We start from the raw sequence: 18,974 nt of genomic DNA, 5'->3' as shown, positions 1-18,974 counted from the left end.
TTAGCCGTTATTCAACGCCTTGGCCTGCTCAAGTACCGCCTCGACATGCCCCGGCACTTTCACGCCGCGCCATTGGTGACGCAACACGCCATCCTTGTCGATCAGGAAGGTGCTGCGGTCCACGCCGAGGTACTCCTTGCCGTACAGTTTTTTCAGCTTGATCACGTCAAACAGCTGGCACAGGGCTTCGTCCTTGTCGCTCAGCAACTCAAACGGAAAACCCTGCTTGGCCTTGAAGTTCTCATGGGACTTGAGGCTGTCGCGGGACACACCAAACACTTCGGTATTGGCCGCCTGGAACTCGGCGTAATGGTCGCGAAAACCCTGGCCCTCAGTGGTGCAGCCCGGCGTGCTGTCCTTGGGATAGAAGTAGATCACTACCTGCTTGCCCTTGAGCTGCGACAGGCTGACGGTTTTTTCACTCGTCGCCGGGATCTGGAAATCGTCTACGGGTTGGTCAATTGCAACAGCCATTGAGTCGGTTTCCTTACATCGGGTTCTGTGGGCGCCAAGGTTCGATCAGTGCGTCCAGGTTCAGCGCGTCGGCGAAGTCGAGGAACTGATCACGCAGCCAGCTGATTTGCACGCCGGCCGGCAAGGTCACGGTGAAGGTGGCGTTGAGCATGGTGCCGCCGGTTTGTGGCGCCTGGTAGGTATCGCACGTCAGGTTTTCCAGCTCGACGTTGTGGTCCATGAAGAACTGGCACAGCTCGTTGATGATGTCCGAGCGGTAGGCCGAGCTGACATAGGCCACGTACGGCAGCGCCTGCGGGCGGGTTTCAAGGGCCGCACTGCGTACTACATTGACGCTGAACGCGTGCTTTTTGGCCAGCGCAGGCAAGCCAGCTTCAAGGCGTGCCAGGGCGTCCCAGCTACCGGTAACTTCCAGGACCAGGGCACTGCATTCGCCGTGGCGAGTCAGGCGCGAGGTCACGACAGCGCAGCGATTTTCATGGCTGGCGCGGCACAGCACGTTAGTCAGCTCCATTGGGTTGGCGCCAAGGGCACTGATGACAAGGAATTGTTCGCGAACTGTGGGGGTGGACATTCAACCTTCCTAAAACGATGAGCGGTCAGTACGGTCGATGGCAGGCAAGTTGAGTATCAGGTAACACTTGAGCGTCAGAAGCCCGTCAATACTGCGTTCCAGGCGGTTTGCAGGCTCTGCAAAACGTGCTCGGTGGCGTTTGGGCGGGGCTTTTGGCGCTTGCTGAGGGCCTGTGAAACAGACTTGCGTACACATCAGTACCAATCAAAGGCTGAAGGGTAGCGAAAAGCAACGCGAAGGGGAATGCTCATCGGGCGCGCTGTTGCTTGTGCAAGGGTCATGGCGCCAGTACCATTACGGCTCTCTTTTTCCGGCAGGAGCGGTTGCATGATTGCGGGCAGTATGGTGGCACTGGTCACACCTATGGATGCACAAGGTCGTCTTGATTGGGACGCTCTTAGCAAACTGGTGGACTTTCACCTGCAAGAGGGCACCAACGCCATTGTTGCCGTTGGCACTACAGGTGAATCGGCAACTCTGGATGTGAACGAACACATTGAAGTGATTCGTCATGTCGTCAAGCAGGTTGCAGGGCGCATTCCGGTGATTGCCGGCACGGGCGCCAACTCGACGCGTGAAGCGATCGAACTCACCACCAATGCAAAGGCCGCTGGCGCCGATGCATGTCTGCTGGTGACACCGTATTACAACAAGCCGACCCAGGAAGGCCTGTACCAGCACTTCAAGGCGATCGCCGAAGCGGTCGATATCCCGCAGATCCTGTACAACGTTCCGGGCCGTACCGCCTGCGACATGCTGCCGGCTACCGTCATTCGTCTTTCCACCGTGCCGAACATCATCGGCATCAAGGAAGCCACCGGCGACCTGACGCGCGTACCGGCCATTCTGGCAGGGGTGAGCAGCGACTTCCTGGTGTACTCCGGCGACGACGCCACCGCAGTCGAGCTGATCCTGCTCGGCGGCAAGGGCAATATCTCGGTAACCGCCAACGTTGCTCCGCGTGACATGAGCGACCTGTGCGCTGCTGCGATGCGTGGCGATGCCGACACTGCCCGTGCGCTGCACGAAAAGCTGATGCCGCTCAATAAAACCCTGTTTATCGAATCCAACCCTATCCCCGTGAAATGGGCGCTGCATGAGATGGGCATGATGTCGGACGGTATCCGTCTGCCACTCACCTGGCTCAGCGAGCCTTGCCACGAACCACTGCGTCAGGCAATGCGCCAGTCCGGTGTCTTGGTTTAATTGAGGAAGCACTACGCATGAAGCGATTGGCCGGACTTTCCGCACTAGCCGTGATTATTTCCAGCACCAGCGGCTGCGGTTGGCTGTGGGGTCAAGAGGGTTACTTCCGCGACCGTGGCAGCGACTACCTGGAGGCGCGTCAAACCGCTCCAATGCAGTTGCCGCCAGGTGTCCAGACTGACAAGCGCCTTGTGCCGCTGTTGCCGATCCCCAGCAATGTGCCCGACGACAACGTCAAGGGCGAGTTTGAAGTACCGCGTCCACAGCCGTTGGCTGTAGCCGCCAGTGCCAGCGATTTCAGCCTGCAGAAAAGTGGCGACAGCCGCTGGGTCATGGCGCAGCGTTCGCCGTCAGAAGTCTGGCCGGTAGCGATGCAGTTCTTCCAGGACAATGGCTTCCGCATCGACGAACAGCGCCCGCAAACCGGCGAGTTCACCACGAGCTGGCAGCGTGCTGACGAGCTTTCCGCTCCGATCGCCCGCCATGTGGGCAGCAGCGGCCTGGCCTCCGACAGCGAAACCCGCCTGCGGGTACGCATCGAGCCGGGTGTGCAGCGCAATACCAGCGAAATCTACGTGGTCAGTGCCAACCGCCCGGCCGGTAGCAGTGCCAACGTCGACTTTGGCAACCGCTCGGTCAACACCGGTCTGGATGCAGCCCTGGTTGATGAAATGCTGATCAGCATGAGCCGCAACGCCGAGAAGGGCGGTTCGGTTTCGCTGCTGGCTGCCCGTGATTTCGACACCCCTGCGCGTGTGAGCCTGAACGAAGACGGCAGCGGCAACCCGGTGCTGACCCTGACCGAAGACCTCGACCGTGCCTGGTCCAGCGTAGGTCGTGCACTTGAACAGGGCGAATGGCGCGTTGAAGACATCAACCGCACGTTGGGCCTGTACTACATCAACCTCGCCGAAAAAGCCGAGAAGAAGGACGAGAAACCTGGTTTCTTCTCCGGTCTCTTTGGCAGCAAGCCGGACAAGGAAGAAGTTGAAGCCCGTGCCCAGCGCTATCAGGTTCGCCTGAGCAAGGTGGGTGAAAGCGTGCAAGTGACCGTCGAAGAAAACATCAACACCGTTGCCTCGCCAGAAGTGGCGCGCAAGGTGCTGGGCGTTATCCAAGACAACCTGGGCTGATTGTATGCGTTTTGCCGTTCTCGGCAGTGGTAGCCAAGGGAATGGCACGCTGATAGCCAGCGACAGCACCTATGTACTGGTCGATTGCGGTTTCTCGTTGCGAGAAACCGAGCGTCGTCTCGCCAGGCTGGGCATCAGCGCTCACCAGCTGAGCGCGATTCTGGTCACCCACGAACATGCCGACCATGTGCATGGCGTGGGTTTGCTGTCGCGGCGCTACAATTTGCCGGTGTACATGAGTCGTGGTACCCAGCGCGGGATGCGCAAGCCTCTGGAGGCCGCCGGTTACGTGGCGGGTGGCCAGACGCTGCAAATCGGAGCCTTGAATATCAGTGTGACCCTGGTCGCCCATGATGCCCAGGAGCCCACCCAGTATGTATTCAGTGACGGCAAGCGGCGGTTCGGCTTGCTGACCGACCTGGGTTCGTATTGTGCTGGCGTGCTGGACAGCTATCGCGACCTGGATGCGCTGATGATTGAAGCCAACCACTGTCGGGACCTGCTTGCCCGTGGTCACTACCCTGCGTTTCTCAAGCGCCGGGTAGGGGGCCAGGAAGGACATTTGAACAACCACCAGGCCGCAAGCCTGGTGGCCGAGTTGGGCTGGCAAGACCTTCAACACCTGGTACTGGCCCACCTCAGCAGCAAGAACAACCTGCCGCAGCTGGCCCGGCAATGTTTTGTCGACACCCTTGGGTGCGACCCGGACTGGCTGCAACTGGCCGATCAAGATTCAGGGCTCGACTGGCGCACAATCGCCTAGCCCACCTACTTAGCATGCGGAGCCCATCATGGAAAAACGTGAAGAACTCTATCGCGGTAAAGCGAAATCGGTTTACAAGACCGACGACGAAAACCGCTTGATCCTGCTGTTTCGCAACGACACTTCGGCGTTCGACGGCAAGCGTATCGAACAACTTGATCGCAAGGGCATGGTGAACAACAAGTTCAACGCCTTCATCATGCAGAAACTCGAAGAAGCCGGCGTGCCGACCCAATTCGACAAACTGCTGGGTGACAACGAGTGCCTGGTGAAGAAACTCGACATGATCCCGGTCGAGTGCGTTGTGCGTAACTACGCAGCGGGCAGCCTGGTCAAGCGTCTGGGTGTGGAAGAGGGCATGAAGCTCAACCCGTACACCTTCGAACTGTTCCTCAAGGACGACGCCAAGGGCGACCCGTTCATCAACGAATCCCACGTCGTGGCTTTCGGTTGGGGCACTGCCGAGCAACTGGTTCGCATGAAAGAACTGTCGCTCAAGGTCAACGACGTACTGAACAAGCTGTTCGATGACGCTGGCTTGCTGCTGGTCGACTTCAAACTTGAGTTCGGCGTATTCCACGACGGCTCCATCGTCCTGGGTGACGAATTCAGCCCGGACGGCTGCCGTCTGTGGGACAAGGCTACCGGCAAGAAAATGGACAAGGACCGCTTCCGTCAGGGTCTGGGCGACGTAATCGAAGCCTACGAAGAAGTTGCAAACCGCCTCGGCGTCCCGCTTTAAGCAGTAAAGGCGCGCAAGCAACTGATACAGCGCGGTTTTTTTGAAAAAAGGCTTTGCCATAATCAAAAACCGCGCTATTATTCGCGCCGTTGGAGAGATGCCAGAGTGGCCGAATGGGACGGATTCGAAATCCGTTGTACTGGCGACAGTACCTAGGGTTCGAATCCCTATCTCTCCGCCATTATTGAACAAGACGAAGCCCCTGAAATGGTTAAACATTTCAGGGGCTTTTTCGTGGGCGTCGATAAATGCGGTGCCCATTTCCCCTCAGGCAGACACCACCCGGTTGCGCCCGCTTTCCTTGGCACGGTAAAGGCGTTCGTCGGCCAGTTTTAGTACTTGCTGCGGTGTCATTGGCGCGCCGGCCTTGCTGGCAACACCTATGGAGATTGTCAGGTTGCCGACTTGCGGTATGCGAGCGTCTGCGATGCTTTGGCGTATGCGTTCGGCGATGGCTCTGGCCGTTTCTTGCGTGGTATCCGGTAGCAGCAGCGAAAATTCCTCCCCACCGCTGCGACATGCCAGGTCGTTTGCCCGTGAGTTCTGCTTGAGGATTTCGGCAACCTGCTTGAGTGCAACGTCGCCAGCGTCATGCCCGAATGTGTCATTGACCCGCTTGAAATGATCAATATCCAGCGCCAGTACCGTGTAGGGCTGCTGGGTCTGCTCCAGCACGCTCAGTAGTTCTTCCATGGCCCGGCGATTGGCCAGGCCGGTGAGAGGGTCACTTTGCGCCTCGTGGCTGAGGCGGCCAAGCTTTTGCTGCAGCAGTTGCACGCCCGCCAGCATGGCCTGGCGGATGGCCGAAGCATCGTGGTACCAGGCGTTGATACGTTGCAGCAACTCCGTAGTCTGCGGCGCGGACAGCTGTTGTGCCGCGGCAGACAGCAGGCGCAGGGGCCGGGCGATCAGCGTTGTGCCGACGAATACCAGTACCATCCCCAGAAGCCCGGCCGGAATCATGCCCATGATCATGTCGTGCATAAGCCGGCGCAAGGTCGCCTGACTATGCTCCCTGGGTTGTTGCACCACTACCGCCCAATTGGAGTCCGGGACCTGGCTGTAACCTGCCAGCATTTCGACGCCTTCGGAATTCCTTATTTCCATCGAACCGCGTTCGCCGCCCAGGGCGGCATCAACCGCAAGGTTTTCACCAAGCACTTCAGAGATACGCGCAGGATTGGGGTGGTAGAGCAGTCGACGATTGCTGTCGGCCACAAACGCAAAAGTGCCTTCGTGATGAAAGTGGCTGCTGATGACGGTGTGCAAGGCACTTTGATCAAGCAGGTAAATAGACCCGACCACGGCGCCGAGAAACACACCGGCCTTGCTGAAAACAGGTTCTGATACGAATACGATCAAGTTGCCCTGGCGGGATACATAGGTCGAGCTGACCAGTGCCCGGCGCTCTTGGAGTGCTTGCCTGATACCGCTGGCCGGAACGTTGGAGCCGACAATCTGCGCCTGCGGCGGATTCGAGGCCAGGACCTTGCCGTTGGCATCGAGGATTTCGACGGAGTTGAAATACTGATCCTGTGCCTCCAGCCTCAAGGCTTCTTCATGCAGCACCTGAGGATCGTCCCAGTGCTTGCCGAGTATTTTGGCGCTGTAGTTCAGGTTGTTGTGGGCTGCGCGCAAGAACTCACCAATGCTGGAGGCAACTTTTGCCGCATAGGCAGCATTGGACTCCAGGGTCGAATGGATCAGGGCGTCGCGTTGTACGCGATAGGCCACCACAAGGCTGTTGCACAGGGTCGCCAGGACTGACGCCAGAACAATGCAGAGGATCAGGCCGCGCAGGTTTACGGGCAATGGGCGTGATGGTTTAAAGCTGTCGGTCATGGGCATGTTCGATAAGCGCAAAAAAACTTGAATAGAGGTTTGGACTCCAGAACCTGGCGGTGCGCAGGTCACTAGCAGAGTAGGTAGGGGTGAGCGCTCTGTCACACCCGTAAACAAGAATAATTGCTGAACTGCGGCTATCGCCCGCTTGCGGCCGACGGCGGGTGCCAATCACCAGTCGGTGGATTTATGCGTCATTGGTATAAGTGCTATCAATAAAGCCGCGTTTATCAATGAATTCCTACGCGCTAAGTTACTTCTGTATTGAATACGCGCACGCCTCTGGTGGCCGTTTCCTACAGAAGTTTTAACTTGAAAGGGAGATTACTGTGACGTTTACGGTGCTTAAAGCCACGTTTATGGCCGCAATGGTCGGCATGTCCGCCGCGGAAGCGGGGGACTACAAGACCAACCCGTTCACCCTGACCTACGCGGGTGCGATCACTCGCAACGAGCCGGGCAAGGTCAATATCCACCCGGTTGCCTACCAGCTCAATGGCCTGGACATCGCCGCCAATGTGTACACCCCGGCGAACTATGATGCTGGCAAAAAATACCCCGCCCTAGTGGTTGCGCACCCCAACGGCGGTGTTAAAGAGCAGGTGGCGGGCTTGTATGCTCAGCGTCTGGCGGAAAAGGGCTACATCACCATTACCGCCGATGCGGCCTATCAGGGCGCCAGCGGCGGCCAGCCGCGCAATGTCGACAAACCTGCCAACCGTGTTGAAGACATCCACGGCATGGCCGATTTTATTGCCAGTTACCCCGGTGTTGACCCCCAACGTCTGGGCTTGCTGGGTATCTGCGGCGGTGGTGGCTATGCCTTGAAAGCCGGGCAGAGCGACAAGCGTTTCCAGTCGATTGCCACTGTGAGCATGTTCAATTCAGGTCTGGTACGCCGTAATGGTTTTATGGATTCGCAACTGGACACCCTCCAGGAGCGTCTGCAGCAGGCCTCCGCTGCCCGTGCCCAGGAAGCGGCAGGTGGCGAAGTAATCTACACCGGCGATGTCAAACTCACCGACGAGCAGATCGCCAAGCTGCCCTTTGATCTGTATCGCGAAGGTTTCGAGTATTACGGCAAAACCCACGCCCACCCCAACTCGACCTTCAAATACACCCTCAGCAGCCTGATGGACCTGATGAGCTTCGACGCCACCAACCAGCTCGAATTGCTCAACAAACCGTTGCTGATGATTGCCGGCAGCAAGGCCGACACCCTGTATATGACCGAGCAGGCGTTCGCCAGGGCCACGGGCACCCAGGACAAGACACTGTTCAAGATCGATGGTGCGACCCATATCCAGACCTACTGGGTGCCTGAATATGTGGACACTGCCATTAACCAGCTGGCTGATTTCTATGCCAGAACACTCTGATTCCGGGAGGTTTGCATGAAGCGGACACTGTGGACACTTGCCATGTGTGTTGCGGCCCCCCTGGCGGGTGCCGCCGGATCGTCAGCCGTTGACGACAAGGCTCGGGCGCAGCAGATCACCCGCAGCGCCGACCAGGCCTCGACAGCGGGTCCCGAGGACTACTTTACCGGGCAGGTACGGGTCGATCCGCTGTTTGCCGCCAGCGAGGAAATCAACGCTTCGGGTGCCTACGTCACCTTTGCGCCGGGCTCCCGCTCCGCCTGGCACACTCACCCGGCCGGGCAGCGGCTGGTGGTGGTGTCCGGCGTGGGACTGACCCAGGAGTGGGGCAAGCCGGTGCAGCAAATCCACCCCGGCGATGTGGTGGTTTGCCCACCGGGCGTCAAACACTGGCACGGCGCCGCAGCGGACGGTGCCATGACTCATCTGGCCGTCACCGGCAGCGTGGACGGTAAAAGCGTGACCTGGATGGAGAAAGTGACGGATGAGCAATACCAGAACCGTTAAGTTTCAGAGCCCTGCCATGCTGGCTGCGGAGTGGACGGGCAAAGCCGTGAGCTGGCACCTCCTCAGCCTGGGTAGCGCAAGGCTTCACGCAGCAGGGTGAAGGCCGGGGAGGACTGGCGTCGGCTCGGGTAGTAGAGGTGGTAGCCGGAGTAGGGTTCGCACCAGTCCTCCAGCACTCGGATCAGGCGGCCCTGCTCGATATAGGGCCGCACCACGTCTTCCGGCATATAGGCCAGGCCCAGCCCCTGCAGGACTGATTCCAGACGCATGGCAATGTTGTTGAACACCAGTTGGCCTTCGATCCGCACGTTGAGTGCCTGGCCGTTTTTTTCGAATTCCCACATAAACAGGCCGCCGTGGGTAGGCATGCGCAGGGTGATGCAGTTGTGCGCCATGAGATCGGCCGGGATCACCGGCTTGGGGTAGTGGCTGAAGTAAGCGGGGGAGCCGATCACCGCCATGCGCATATCGGGCCCGATGCGCATGGCAATCATGTCCTTGGCCACCTGTTCGCCCAGGCGCACGCCAGCATCGAAGCCCTCGGCGACGATATCGGTCAGGCCGTAGTCGACGATAATCTCGATGCTCAAGTCCGGGTGGTCGGGCAGCAGCCGCGCCAGCACCGGCTGCAGCACCGCAATCGCCGCATGCTCCCCTGCGGTGATGCGCAATTTGCCCGCTGGCCGGTCACGGAACTTGCTGAGCAGCGCCAGCTCGCTGTTGATCTCGTCGAAGCGTGGGGCGATCACCTGCAGCAGGTGCTCGCCCGCCTGGGTCGGGGCAACGCTGCGGGTAGTGCGCGCCAGCAGGCGCACCCCCAGGCGTTCCTCGAGCTGGCGCATGGCCCGGCTCAGGGCCGGTTGCGACATGCCCAGGCGGGCGGCGGCGCGGGTAAAGCTGCGCTCCTGGGCAACTACCGCGAAGATCGCCAGTTGGTCGTAGCTTTCAACCGTCATATCGCCGTCCCTGTGCAGTGGCCCGTCAAACGATGGCGGGGTACTCGGCCAGGGTGTCCGGCCACGGGCTCAGAACCTCAAAGCCGTCGTCAGTCACGGCCACCATATGCTCCCACTGGGCCGACAGCGAGCCATCCCTGGACACGACAGTCCAGTGGTCAGGCAGCGTCTTCACATGGCGCTTGCCAGCGTTAAGCATCGGTTCGATGGTGAAAATCATGCCGGTCTTGAGCTTCATGCCCTGGCCCGGATAACCGTAGTGCAGCACCTGCGGTTCGTCGTGATAGACCTTGCCGATGCCGTGGCCGCAATACTCGCGTACCACACTGAAGCCTTCTTTCTCGGCCAGGGTCTGGATGACGTGGCCGATATCGCCCAGGGTTGCGCCCGGGCGGACCATGCGGATCCCGGCACACATGGCTTCGTAGGTAGTTTTCACCAGATGCCGGGCTGCGGGGCTTGGCTCGCCGACAAAGTACATGCGGCTGGTATCGCCGAACCAGCCATCCTTGACCACGGCGATATCGATATTGACGATATCGCCGTCGCGCAGCACGCGGTTGGACGGGATGCCGTGACATACCACTTCATTGACCGAAGCACATACGGTTTTGGGGAAACCGTGATAGCCCACGTTGCCGGGGATGGCCTTTTGCACGTTGACGATGTAATCGTGGCAGATCCGGTCGAGCTGGTCGGTGGTGACCCCGGCCTTGACGTGCTCGGCGATCATGGCCAGCACTTCGGCGGCCAGCTTGCCCGCGACCTTGGACTGGGCGATTTGCGCCGGGGTGTTGATAACGACGCTGGCCTTCATGAATGTGCTCCGGTTGCGAGGGGGGTGTCTTGCAGTGCCACATTCAAGTCCAGGCCGCCAGCCTGCTCGGCCCGCACCAGCAGGCGGCAGATCTGGTTGTGATCAAGGTTGGGGTGCAGTTCGGACAGCATGCCGATCCGCATCCAGTGCTCGGCTTGTGCATTGATCGAGCGGCTCAGCGCGTTGCTGGCGACCCGCAGGTTTTCGTGCATCTGCTCGGATATCTTGACGATGCCCATCAGCGTTCCAATATGAAATGTATATGGAACGTATATTAGGCGAGAGCTGCTCGTGATCGCAAGCTGTAGCGGTTTTCAATCGTGTAGAAACTCTGTTTCCGGTCAAGGTCTCCCTGTGGGAGCGGGCTTGCTCGCGATGCATGCGGCGCGGTCTGTCAGGTAAACCGCGTCAATTTCATCGCGAGCAAGCCCGCTCCCACAAAGTACTGCGGTTATTGGAGAGTTAATCAGCGCCACAAGTTGACTTTGGCCAGGTCGATCAGCTCCCGGGCGCGGCCGTCCATCACGGTCTTGAGCATAAACAGGCTGAAGCCCTTGGCCTGTTCGAACGTCTTGGTCGGCGGCATGACCAGCTCCTGACGGGCGCTGACCACATCCACCAGCACCGGGCCGTCATGGGCGAAGGCTTCGCGCAGCGCCGCTTCCAGTTCGGATGGATGCTCCACGCGAATCCCTTTAACCCCCATGGCCTGGGCCATTGCCGCAAAGTTCGGGTTTTTCAGGTCGCAACCCACATCCGGGAAGCCCGCTGCCTTCATTTCCATTTCGACAAAACCCAGGGTGCCGTTGTTGAGCACGATGACCTTGACCGGCAAGCCCACCTGGCTGAGGGTGAGGAAGTCACCCATCATCATGGTGAAACCACCGTCGCCGGACATTGAGATAACCTGGCGATCCGGGTATGTCGCCTGTGCGCCGATGGCCTGCAGCATGGCATTGGCCATCGAGCCGTGGTTGAACGAGCCGATCAGGCGCCGTTTGCCGTTCATTTTCAAATAGCGGGCTGCCCACGCAGTGGGGGTGCCAACGTCGCAGGTGAAAATCGCATCCTCTGCCGCCAGCTCACTGACCAGCCGGTTGAGGTACTGGGGGTGGATGATAGAGCTGCCAGGGCCACTTTCCGCCAGGGCGTCGAGGTCTTCCCGGGCTTTTTGGTAATCGTCCAGCGCCTGGTCGAGGTGGTTGCGGTCGGGGTTTTGCATCACCTTGGGCAATACTGCCTCAAGCGTCAGCTTCACATCACCGAGCAGCCCCAGTTGCAGCGGGCAGCGATTGCCCAGGGCTTCGGGGCGCAGGTCGATCTGTGCGATATAACTGTGCTCGGGATAGAACTGGCGGTAAGGAAAGTTGGTGCCCAGCATCAGCAGGGTGTCGCAGTTCATCATCGCCTTGTAACCCGAGGCGAAGCCGATCAGGCCGGTCATGCCGACGTCATAGGGGTTGTCGTATTCGACATGTTCCTTGCCGCGCAGGGCATGCACGATGGGCGCGTTCAACCGCTCGGCCAGGGCCAGGATTTCGCTATGGGCACCGGCGCAGCCTGCGCCGCACAGCAGTGTGACTTTCTTGCCGTCATTGAGAAACGACGCCAGCCGGTCGATATCGGGCGGGGCGGGACAGACCAGCGGCTGGGCAGGCTTGAGCCATTGCGCCACCTTGGCCTCGGTCGCTTGCAGCGCCACATCCCCCGGAATCACTACCACCGCCACTCCGCGTTTGGCGATGGCTGTGCGCATGGCCCGATGCAAAATCTGCGGCAGCTGCTCAGGGCGGGACACCAGTTCAACGTAGTGGCTGCATTCCTTGAACAGGCTTTCGGGGTGGGTGGCCTGAAAATAGTCGATACCGATTTCGCTGCCGGGGATGTGAGCGGCCAGTGCCAGCACCGGTACTCCGCTGCGATGGGCGTCGAACAGGCCATTGATCAAGTGCAGGTTGCCGGGGCCACAGCTGCCGGCGCAAACCGCCAGCTCGCCGGTCAAATGGGCTTCGGCCCCGGCGGCGAATGCGGCGGACTCCTCGTTGCGCATATGGATCCACTCAATCTGCTCCTGGCGACGCAAGGCGTCGGTAAAGCCATTGAGGGAATCACCCACCACGCCAAATACACGCTTTACGCCGGCTTGCTGCAGGGTTTCGGTGATGAAATCGGCAACCGTTCTGGTCATGGTGCGGGCTCCTCGAAGCAGTAGGGTGGATCAAGCAGGATAGACACTGCATGCGACCTTGCCGGGGATTGAAACGTTCACAGAGCCCGCTTCCACAGAGGCTTGATTGTTTAGCGCCGATGTAACCAAAGGTATAAATCCCTGCATTTAAACAACCCACCCGGGCGTGTGAGGCTGGGTTCCCTTTTTGGCAACGGTTGCAGGTATGAGCAGCATTCAGTGCCCCTGGCAGGCCTTTTGGGCCCTGTTTCACTGCCGTCATGCCCGCCCGCCGGATCTTCATCGTGCCGTCAAATCCTGAATATGTGCGCCCCGGCGCCTGTCTGATACGAACCGATGAGTATTGCCATGAGTGCTGCAACCGCGTTTGCCCCGCTGCAACAAGCCCTGGATTTTCTGGAATTACATCCCCACATCGAGATGTTCGAACTGTTCATCATCGACAATAACGGCGTGCCTCGCGGCAAGTTGCTGCACCGCGACGAGTTGCTGGCGGTCTACGAGAGCGGTCGGCCGCTGCCGAGCACGATTCTGGGCTTGAGCATTAACGGCGATGATGTGGAAAACACCGGCCTGGTGTGGGATGTGGGCGATATCGACTGCCGTGCCTATCCCGTCAGTAGCAGTTTGCAGCCCATGCCGTGGCGCCTGATTCCCACGGCGGCAGTACAGGTCAGCATGCATCCCCAACAGGGCATGCCCGCCACAGTGGCCGACCCCCGGCACTTGCTGGCCAAGGTTATCGATGGCCTCAAGGCCGATGGCTATTACCCGGTGATGGCGGCGGAGCTGGAGTTTTATCTGCTCGATCAGCAGCGCGACAGCAACGGTCGCCCGCAACCGGCCCGTGATGCTGATGGCCAGCGCCCGCGGGCGACCCAGGTTTACGGCTTGCGCGAGCTGGAACAGATCGAGCCGTTTCTGGCCGACTTGTACAGCGCTTGCAAGCTCCAGGGGATACCTGCACGCACGGCGATTTCCGAATATGCGCCGGGGCAGGTGGAAATTACCCTGGAGCATCGCAGTGACGCGCTGCAGGCAATGGACGAAGCGGTGCGCTACAAGCGCCTGGTCAAAGGCGTGGCGCACAAGCACGGGATGGTTGCCTGCTTTATGGCCAAGCCTTTCGATGATCTGGCCGGTACCGGCATGCACATGCATGTGAGCCTGGCCGACAAGGACGGCAACAACCTGTTTGCCAGCGAGGCAGCGGACGGTACGCCGTTGCTCAGGCAGGCGGTGGGCGGAATGCTCAGCACTTTGCTCGATTCACTGTTGATGTTTTGCCCCAATGCCAACTCCTACCGCCGATTCCAGAGCAACAGTTATGCGCCGCTGGCCGCTACCTGGGGCGTGGACAACCGTACGGTGAGCCTGCGGGTGCCCGGTGGTCCGGCGTTTTCACGGCATATCGAACACCGCATATGTGGTGCCGATGCCAATCCGTACCTGGCCGCGGCAGCTATTCTGGCCGGAATCCATCGTGGCATTCGCGAGCAACTCGACCCGGGTGCGCCGGTCGAAGGCAATGGCTATGCCCAGGCCAGCGAGCGGTTGCCGACCGACTGGCTGACCACCTTGCGGGCGTTGCAGGCTTCGGAGTGGGCAAAAGAAGCCTTCGGTCCGGAGTTTCTCAAGGTCTACCTGGCCGTGAAAAACGCGGAATACCGTCAATTCATGGGCGAAGTGGGCGAGCAGGACTGGCGCTGGTATTTGCAGCAGGCGTGACCCGCCTGTTTTCATGGTTTTGTGACAATTTTTTCACTGGTGCCCCGATAATCTCTGCGTTGATCATCATCAAACATAAGAGTTCGCGGGCCCATGTCATCGCAGCCACCTTCCACCCCTATAGAGCATGAGCTCGCCGAGCAGTTTGACCGCGAGCATGCGAAGGTTTGCCTGCAAGTACAGCCCCAAGGGCTTGCCCGCAGGTTCGTGTTGTGGCGCGAGCGGCGCCTGGTGCGCCGGGCGCTCAAGGTTGCGGGCGAGCCTGGACTGATCCTGGATCTGGCTTGCGGAGCCGGGCGTTTCTGGCCGATTTTGGCCGAGCATGGCAATCGGGTGATCCTGGCCTGCGACTCGTCGCAGGCCATGCTCGATCACGCACAAACCCACCATCCCGTCGGCCTGCTGGCGCGCATCAAGCTGTTTCAAAGCTCGGTGTTTTCCATCGATATTTCGGAAAACGCCGTGGACTGCATTTTTTGCATGCAGTTGTTCCACCATGTGCGCGACAGCGATCATCGCCAGGCCATTTTGCGCGAGCTGCACAGGGTCAGTCGTGACGGCCTGATCCTTTCTGTGCCCCTTGGTCGTGCGGCGGAGCAGGGCTGTGACCCGCTCCGTATCGTGGTGAACAAGGATGAAATTGAAGGTCAATTTGAGCGGGCAGGCTTCAGTATCCTCAAACAGTACGAAGTGCTGCCCGGTTGTGGCATGGGCAGCATCTACATCTTGCGCAAGGACATTTAGTCCAGAGCCTTGAGCACCTCGTATGCCAACTTGACCCGTGCGTCGTTGGGGTAGTTCTTGTTGGCCAGAATGACGATCGATTTTTGCTTGGCAGGCACAAACACTGCGTAGGCACCAAAGCCGCCGGTTGAGCCGGTCTTGTTGACCCATACCGCCTGTTGTGGGGCCAGAGGCGGATTCAGGGCGATGGCGTCATTGTTTTCATAGGCCATGTTGTTCGAGTTGCCTTCCAACAGCGATTTGAGCTCGACAGGGTAAGGGTACTGTTCCCAGATCAGATCCTGCGTCATGGGCCCCACGCGGAAATAACCGGTGTGCGTGTCAGCCAGAGCCTTGCGAATCTGCGGGCTGGTTTCGCCCTGGCCCAGGTTGAGCTCGGTAAAGTGGATCAGGTCGCGGGCGCTGGTTTTCACGCCATAGGCTTCATTGCCGAGCACGCCGGAGTTAAGCCTGACCGGTGCATCCTGCTTGTCGTAGCCCTGGGCATACAACGTCATTTTGCTGGCGGGCACGGTGTAGTAGGTGTTGTGCAGCCCCAGTGCCGGGAACAGTTGTTGCTCCATTGCCTGGGTGAACGGCAGGTTCAGGCTTTTGGCGGCAATCACGCCGAGCATGCCGATGCTTGGATTGGCGTAGCTGCGCTGGGTGCCCATCGGGTAGGCGGGTTTCCAGCGTTTGAGGTAATCCATCAACTGGCGCTCGTCCTGCACGCTGTCCGGCAGCTGCAAAGGGAAGCCGCCTGCAGTATGGGTGGCCAGATGGGCCAGGGTTACCTTGCCAAAGGGCGTGCCTTCAAGTTCCGGCTCGTGTTTACCGACGGTATCGCTCAGTGAAAGTTTGCCCTGGGCCTGGGCATAAGTGGCCAGGGTTGCGGTAAACAGTTTGCTGACCGAGCCAACCTCGAACAGTGTGTCGGGGGTCACTGGCTCTTTACTGGCCTTGGACGCGACACCGAAGCTGTAAAAGTGTTGCTTGCCGTTAGCGCTCACGGCGATGACCAGGCCGGGCACGGCGTATTCTTGCATTACGTGCCTGGCGCCGTTTTGCACCACTGTATCCAGGTCAGAACCCTTTGCCAGTGCACTACTGGCAAAAGAGCAAAGGCCTATCAGCGAAAGTGCCAGTGCTGACAGTTTGCAGGTCATTTTCATGGGGTATCCTCGGTTTTTAGTGCGCAAATCTACTCGTGCCCGCTCACAGTGGCCCGACTGGCTTGTCACATAATGTGTTGTAACAAATCTTCAATGGCGTTGAGCCAGGCAATTTATAGAGGAAATCACTCTAGGGATGCGGGTTTTATATGGAAGTTTCGTAGGTTTTTTCGCGCACAACATGACGAGGCAATGTCCGGTAATCCCTGGCGGCGATATATACTGCGCGCCATTCTTCAAGGGAGAGCCGTGTGGCCATCGATATTCACTGGATTCGCGACAACGATAGCCTCGGCCAGCATTGCGCCGAATGGCAACAATTGCCGTTCGTAGCCCTCGACACCGAATTTATGCGGGTCGACACCTTTTACCCGATTGCCGGCCTGATCCAGATTGGCGACGGCACGCGGGCGTACCTGATCGACCCGTTGACCATCGACAACTGGCAGCCCCTGGCCGACCTGCTGGAAAACCAGGCGGTGGTCAAAGTGCTGCATGCCTGCAGTGAAGACCTTGAGGTTTTACTGCGCCTGACCGGCAGCCTGCCGGTGCCACTGTTCGACACCCAACTGGCAGCCGCCTATCTGAACCTGGGCTTCTCCATGGGCTATTCGCGCCTGGTCAAGGAAGTCCTGGATATCGATCTGCCCAAGGGCGAGACCCGCTCCGACTGGTTGCAGCGTCCGTTGTCGGAAACCCAGATCAGCTACGCCGCCGAAGATGCCGTGCACCTGGCTGAAGTCTACAAGTTGCTGCATCCGCGCCTGTCGGCGGAAAAGTACCGCTGGGTGCTGGAAGATGGCGCCGAACTGGTCGCCAACCTGCGCCGCGAAACAGATCCTTACGAGGTGTACCGCGAAGCCAAGCTGGCGTGGAAGCTGTCACGGGCCCAACTGGCGGTATTGCGTGAAATCTGCGCCTGGCGCGAGCACGAAGCCCGTGCCCGGGACCTGCCGCGCAACCGCGTGATACGCGAGCATGCATTGTGGCCTCTGGCCAAAACCCAGCCTGATAACCTGGTGGCACTGGCGCGCATTGAAGACATGCACCCGCGCACCGTGCGTCAGGACGGTGAGTTTTTGCTTGATCTGATCAAGCGTGCTGGCAGTCTGCCGCCGGAACAATGGCCGCCCGCCGTGCCCGAGCCGTTGCCGGTTGAAGCCGCGTTGCTGATCAAGCGTCTGCGTGCCATCGGCCAGGCTGAAGCTGAGCGCCTGAACATTGCGCCGGAACTGATGCTGCGTAAGAAAACCCTGGAAGCCCTGCTTAAAAGCGGCTTCCCCAATGGCCCTTATCAATTGCCGGAATCACTGCGCGGCTGGCGCCGTGAGTTGATGGGCCAGGCCTTGCTCGATTGCCTGGCCACCGCTGGAGAACTGTCTTGAAACGTATTTGCTCGATCTACCGCAGCACCAAACGCAACGAAATGTACCTGTATGTACTCAAGGCCGATGCCCTGGAGCGCGTGCCGGAACCGCTGATGCTGGCTTTTGGCAAGCCGATCCACGCCTTTGATCTGGTGCTGACGCCCGAGCGCAAGCTGTCGCGCGAAGACATCACCAAGGTTCTGGAAAACCTCGAGAGCCAGGGCTATCACCTGCAAATGCCGCCGGCCGAAGACGAATACATCGAGCACTTGCCTGAAGAGCTGTTGCGTCGCAACGACCCGATGTAAGTGCGGCGCCAGGTGCCCGGTTCCGGGCGCCTGTCTGAAACGGACTCATTTTGATTGGCGCTGGCCGAACGCGACGGGGCAAACCTCGGCGACGGGCGCTGGCAGTGTTTTGGAAAGGTTAGAAACATGCGCGTCCTGATTGCCGAGCACGATTACCCGCTGTACACCCAACTGCTGCAGCGCCTCGCCCCGGATCTGCAACTGCAGTCCAGCGGCGATTCCGAGGAACTGTCGCGCATGGCCGGTGAATGCCCGGTGTGGCTGGGCCAGCCGGACCTGCTGGCGACCCTGCTGCGCCAGGGCCACAAGCCTGCTTGGTTGCAGTCGACCTGGGCGGGCATCACACCGTTGTTGGCCGAAGGTCTCAAGCGTGACTATCGACTGACCCGCGCCGTGGGTATTTTTGGTCAGGTGATGGCTGAATACGTTCTGACCTACATGCTCGGCCACGAGCGTGAAGTCATGGCCCGGCTGGTCAGCCAGGTCGAGCGCAAGTGGGATAACCGCATGGGCCAGAGCCTGGTCGGGCGTAAGGTGCTGATCGTCGGGGCCGGGGATATTGGCCAGACCGTGGCGCAGTTTCTGCTGCCTTTTGGCGTTGAGTTGCATGCCATCGCCACAACCGCCCGCGAGCTGGCACCGTTCAAGGAAGTGGGTGTGCTGAGCGACTTGCCGCGCCTGGTGGGGCAGGTGGATTACGTGATCAACCTGTTGCCCAACACCCCGGACACCCATGATGTGTACGATGCCGAGCTGTTTGCGCAGTTCAATCCCAATGCCGTATTCATCAATGCCGGGCGCGGTGTGTCCGTGGTTGATGCCGATCTGGTCGAGGCTTTGCGCGTGGGGCATCTGGCGGGCGCGGTGATTGACGTCTGTCGTCAGGAGCCGCTGCCGGCCAAGCATCCGTTCTGGACGGCCTGGGGCTTGCTGTTGACCGGGCACAGCTCGGCGCCGACCTCGCCACCGATGATGGCCCAGCTGTTTGTCGACAATTTGCGTGCGTATCAGGCGGGTGAGGCATTGCGTGGCGAAGTGGATTTCGACCGCGGTTACTGATCCTGTAGATACTCTGTTGCCGGTCAAACCACTCCT

General features: G+C 59.6%; 18 protein-coding genes, 1 tRNA gene and 1 pseudogene. 12 read left to right on the top strand and 8 right to left on the bottom strand.

Annotated elements, in window-relative coordinates; translation table 11 throughout:
• Both EQV96_RS05840 and EQV96_RS05835 read right to left on the bottom strand, forming a co-directional pair.
• Nucleotides 1-474, bottom strand: a complete 474-nt coding sequence (locus tag EQV96_RS05840) for a peroxiredoxin (RefSeq protein ID WP_095002190.1) — start codon at nucleotides 472-474, stop codon at nucleotides 1-3.
• Nucleotides 475-487: 13 nt separating this feature from the next.
• On the bottom strand, nucleotides 488-1,048 hold the full coding sequence (locus tag EQV96_RS05835; protein WP_016780071.1) for a glycine cleavage system protein R: 561 nt from the start codon (nucleotides 1,046-1,048) through the stop codon (nucleotides 488-490).
• A gap of 327 nt (nucleotides 1,049-1,375) precedes the next feature.
• Here EQV96_RS05835 and dapA point away from each other — a divergent pair, with 327 nt between their 5' ends.
• The 5 genes from dapA to EQV96_RS05810 all read left to right on the top strand — a co-directional run bounded on the left by dapA (nucleotide 1,376) and on the right by EQV96_RS05810 (nucleotide 5,073).
• Nucleotides 1,376-2,254, top strand: coding sequence for a 4-hydroxy-tetrahydrodipicolinate synthase (gene dapA / locus EQV96_RS05830; protein WP_095002189.1), 879 nt, complete (start codon nucleotides 1,376-1,378; stop codon nucleotides 2,252-2,254).
• 17 nt (nucleotides 2,255-2,271) lie between these two features.
• Nucleotides 2,272-3,387 carry an outer membrane protein assembly factor BamC gene (bamC, locus tag EQV96_RS05825; protein ID WP_095002188.1) on the top strand — a complete coding sequence of 372 codons (1,116 nt, stop codon included), beginning with the start codon at nucleotides 2,272-2,274 and terminating at the stop codon, nucleotides 3,385-3,387.
• A gap of 4 nt (nucleotides 3,388-3,391) precedes the next feature.
• Nucleotides 3,392-4,150: an MBL fold metallo-hydrolase gene (locus EQV96_RS05820; protein WP_095002187.1), complete on the top strand. Its 759-nt coding sequence runs from the start codon at nucleotides 3,392-3,394 to the stop codon at nucleotides 4,148-4,150.
• Nucleotides 4,151-4,178: 28 nt separating this feature from the next.
• Nucleotides 4,179-4,892 carry a phosphoribosylaminoimidazolesuccinocarboxamide synthase gene (purC, locus tag EQV96_RS05815; RefSeq protein WP_019410660.1) on the top strand — a complete coding sequence of 238 codons (714 nt, stop codon included), beginning with the start codon at nucleotides 4,179-4,181 and terminating at the stop codon, nucleotides 4,890-4,892.
• Between the two features lie 91 nt (nucleotides 4,893-4,983).
• Nucleotides 4,984-5,073 (top strand) — tRNA-Ser (locus tag EQV96_RS05810).
• Between the two features lie 86 nt (nucleotides 5,074-5,159).
• Here EQV96_RS05810 and EQV96_RS05805 read toward each other — a convergent pair.
• Nucleotides 5,160-6,734: a sensor domain-containing diguanylate cyclase gene (locus EQV96_RS05805; protein ID WP_095002184.1), complete on the bottom strand. Its 1,575-nt coding sequence runs from the start codon at nucleotides 6,732-6,734 to the stop codon at nucleotides 5,160-5,162.
• A 329-nt stretch (nucleotides 6,735-7,063) separates the two neighbouring features.
• Here EQV96_RS05805 and EQV96_RS05800 point away from each other — a divergent pair, with 329 nt between their 5' ends.
• Together EQV96_RS05800 and EQV96_RS05795 are read left to right on the top strand one after the other, a co-directional pair.
• Complete coding sequence (locus tag EQV96_RS05800) at nucleotides 7,064-8,113, top strand: alpha/beta hydrolase (protein WP_240881551.1); 1,050 nt, start codon at nucleotides 7,064-7,066, stop codon at nucleotides 8,111-8,113.
• Nucleotides 8,114-8,128: 15 nt separating this feature from the next.
• A pseudogene (locus EQV96_RS05795) lies at nucleotides 8,129-8,608 on the top strand (cupin domain-containing protein); the annotation flags it as partial.
• Nucleotides 8,609-8,682: 74 nt separating this feature from the next.
• On the opposite strand, the gene EQV96_RS05790 reads toward EQV96_RS05795, so the two are convergent.
• The 4 genes from EQV96_RS05790 to poxB all read right to left on the bottom strand — a co-directional run bounded on the left by EQV96_RS05790 (nucleotide 8,683) and on the right by poxB (nucleotide 12,581).
• Nucleotides 8,683-9,576, bottom strand: coding sequence for a LysR family transcriptional regulator (locus EQV96_RS05790; RefSeq protein ID WP_095019351.1), 894 nt, complete (start codon nucleotides 9,574-9,576; stop codon nucleotides 8,683-8,685).
• A 25-nt stretch (nucleotides 9,577-9,601) separates the two neighbouring features.
• Nucleotides 9,602-10,393, bottom strand: a complete 792-nt coding sequence (gene map / locus EQV96_RS05785) for a type I methionyl aminopeptidase (protein ID WP_240881550.1) — start codon at nucleotides 10,391-10,393, stop codon at nucleotides 9,602-9,604.
• Nucleotides 10,390-10,632 (bottom strand): ParD-like family protein, encoded by a 243-nt coding sequence (locus EQV96_RS05780; protein WP_016780087.1) that lies wholly within the window; start codon nucleotides 10,630-10,632, stop codon nucleotides 10,390-10,392. The genes map and EQV96_RS05780 overlap by 4 nt, the downstream gene beginning before the upstream one ends.
• A gap of 227 nt (nucleotides 10,633-10,859) precedes the next feature.
• A complete protein-coding gene (gene poxB / locus EQV96_RS05775; protein WP_240881549.1) occupies nucleotides 10,860-12,581 on the bottom strand; it encodes a ubiquinone-dependent pyruvate dehydrogenase in 1,722 nt (573 codons plus the stop codon).
• Nucleotides 12,582-12,929: 348 nt separating this feature from the next.
• Here poxB and EQV96_RS05770 point away from each other — a divergent pair, with 348 nt between their 5' ends.
• The gene (locus EQV96_RS05770; RefSeq protein WP_240881547.1) at nucleotides 12,930-14,309 is read left to right on the top strand and encodes a glutamine synthetase family protein; all 1,380 of its coding nucleotides are present in this window, start codon (nucleotides 12,930-12,932) and stop codon (nucleotides 14,307-14,309) included.
• 93 nt (nucleotides 14,310-14,402) lie between these two features.
• A complete protein-coding gene (locus tag EQV96_RS05765) occupies nucleotides 14,403-15,053 on the top strand; it encodes a class I SAM-dependent methyltransferase (RefSeq protein ID WP_095002177.1) in 651 nt (216 codons plus the stop codon).
• Here EQV96_RS05765 and ampC read toward each other — a convergent pair.
• Nucleotides 15,050-16,204, bottom strand: coding sequence for a class C beta-lactamase (gene ampC, locus EQV96_RS05760; RefSeq protein ID WP_240881545.1), 1,155 nt, complete (start codon nucleotides 16,202-16,204; stop codon nucleotides 15,050-15,052). The genes EQV96_RS05765 and ampC overlap by 4 nt on opposite strands.
• Nucleotides 16,205-16,455: 251 nt before the next feature.
• Here ampC and rnd point away from each other — a divergent pair, with 251 nt between their 5' ends.
• The 3 genes from rnd (at nucleotide 16,456) to EQV96_RS05745 (ending at nucleotide 18,938) form a co-directional block, all read left to right on the top strand.
• The gene (gene rnd, locus EQV96_RS05755) at nucleotides 16,456-17,589 is read left to right on the top strand and encodes a ribonuclease D (protein WP_095002175.1); all 1,134 of its coding nucleotides are present in this window, start codon (nucleotides 16,456-16,458) and stop codon (nucleotides 17,587-17,589) included.
• Nucleotides 17,586-17,879 carry a YcgL domain-containing protein gene (locus EQV96_RS05750; RefSeq protein WP_095002174.1) on the top strand — a complete coding sequence of 98 codons (294 nt, stop codon included), beginning with the start codon at nucleotides 17,586-17,588 and terminating at the stop codon, nucleotides 17,877-17,879. The genes rnd and EQV96_RS05750 overlap by 4 nt, the downstream gene beginning before the upstream one ends.
• Before the next feature lie 126 nt (nucleotides 17,880-18,005).
• Entirely contained in the window at nucleotides 18,006-18,938 is a 933-nt protein-coding gene (locus EQV96_RS05745) for a D-2-hydroxyacid dehydrogenase (protein WP_095002173.1), read from the top strand.
• The last annotated feature ends 36 nt before the right edge of the window (nucleotides 18,939-18,974 follow it).

The organism is Pseudomonas sp. TMW22080 (assembly GCF_022496745.1).
In the GTDB taxonomy this organism is placed as follows: Bacteria; Pseudomonadota; Gammaproteobacteria; order Pseudomonadales; family Pseudomonadaceae; genus Aquipseudomonas; species Aquipseudomonas bubulae.
Note: the sequence above shows the minus strand (reverse complement) of the source record. Positions and strands in the feature narration are given on the sequence as shown.

Excerpts from the sequence above, each read along its gene's own strand:
- EQV96_RS05840 (WP_095002190.1), bottom strand. The coding sequence starts at position 474 with ATGGCTGTTGCAATTGACCAACCCGTAGACGATTTCCAGATCCCGGCG.
- EQV96_RS05835 (WP_016780071.1), bottom strand. The coding sequence starts at position 1,048 with ATGTCCACCCCCACAGTTCGCGAACAATTCCTTGTCATCAGTGCCCTT.
- dapA (WP_095002189.1), top strand. The coding sequence starts at position 1,376 with ATGATTGCGGGCAGTATGGTGGCACTGGTCACACCTATGGATGCACAA.
- bamC (WP_095002188.1), top strand. The coding sequence starts at position 2,272 with ATGAAGCGATTGGCCGGACTTTCCGCACTAGCCGTGATTATTTCCAGC.
- EQV96_RS05820 (WP_095002187.1), top strand. The coding sequence starts at position 3,392 with ATGCGTTTTGCCGTTCTCGGCAGTGGTAGCCAAGGGAATGGCACGCTG.
- purC (WP_019410660.1), top strand. The coding sequence starts at position 4,179 with ATGGAAAAACGTGAAGAACTCTATCGCGGTAAAGCGAAATCGGTTTAC.
- EQV96_RS05805 (WP_095002184.1), bottom strand. The coding sequence starts at position 6,734 with ATGACCGACAGCTTTAAACCATCACGCCCATTGCCCGTAAACCTGCGC.
- EQV96_RS05790 (WP_095019351.1), bottom strand. The coding sequence starts at position 9,576 with ATGACGGTTGAAAGCTACGACCAACTGGCGATCTTCGCGGTAGTTGCC.
- map (WP_240881550.1), bottom strand. The coding sequence starts at position 10,393 with ATGAAGGCCAGCGTCGTTATCAACACCCCGGCGCAAATCGCCCAGTCC.
- EQV96_RS05780 (WP_016780087.1), bottom strand. The coding sequence starts at position 10,632 with ATGGGCATCGTCAAGATATCCGAGCAGATGCACGAAAACCTGCGGGTC.
- poxB (WP_240881549.1), bottom strand. The coding sequence starts at position 12,581 with ATGACCAGAACGGTTGCCGATTTCATCACCGAAACCCTGCAGCAAGCC.
- EQV96_RS05770 (WP_240881547.1), top strand. The coding sequence starts at position 12,930 with ATGAGTGCTGCAACCGCGTTTGCCCCGCTGCAACAAGCCCTGGATTTT.
- EQV96_RS05765 (WP_095002177.1), top strand. The coding sequence starts at position 14,403 with ATGTCATCGCAGCCACCTTCCACCCCTATAGAGCATGAGCTCGCCGAG.
- ampC (WP_240881545.1), bottom strand. The coding sequence starts at position 16,204 with ATGAAAATGACCTGCAAACTGTCAGCACTGGCACTTTCGCTGATAGGC.
- EQV96_RS05745 (WP_095002173.1), top strand. The coding sequence starts at position 18,006 with ATGCGCGTCCTGATTGCCGAGCACGATTACCCGCTGTACACCCAACTG.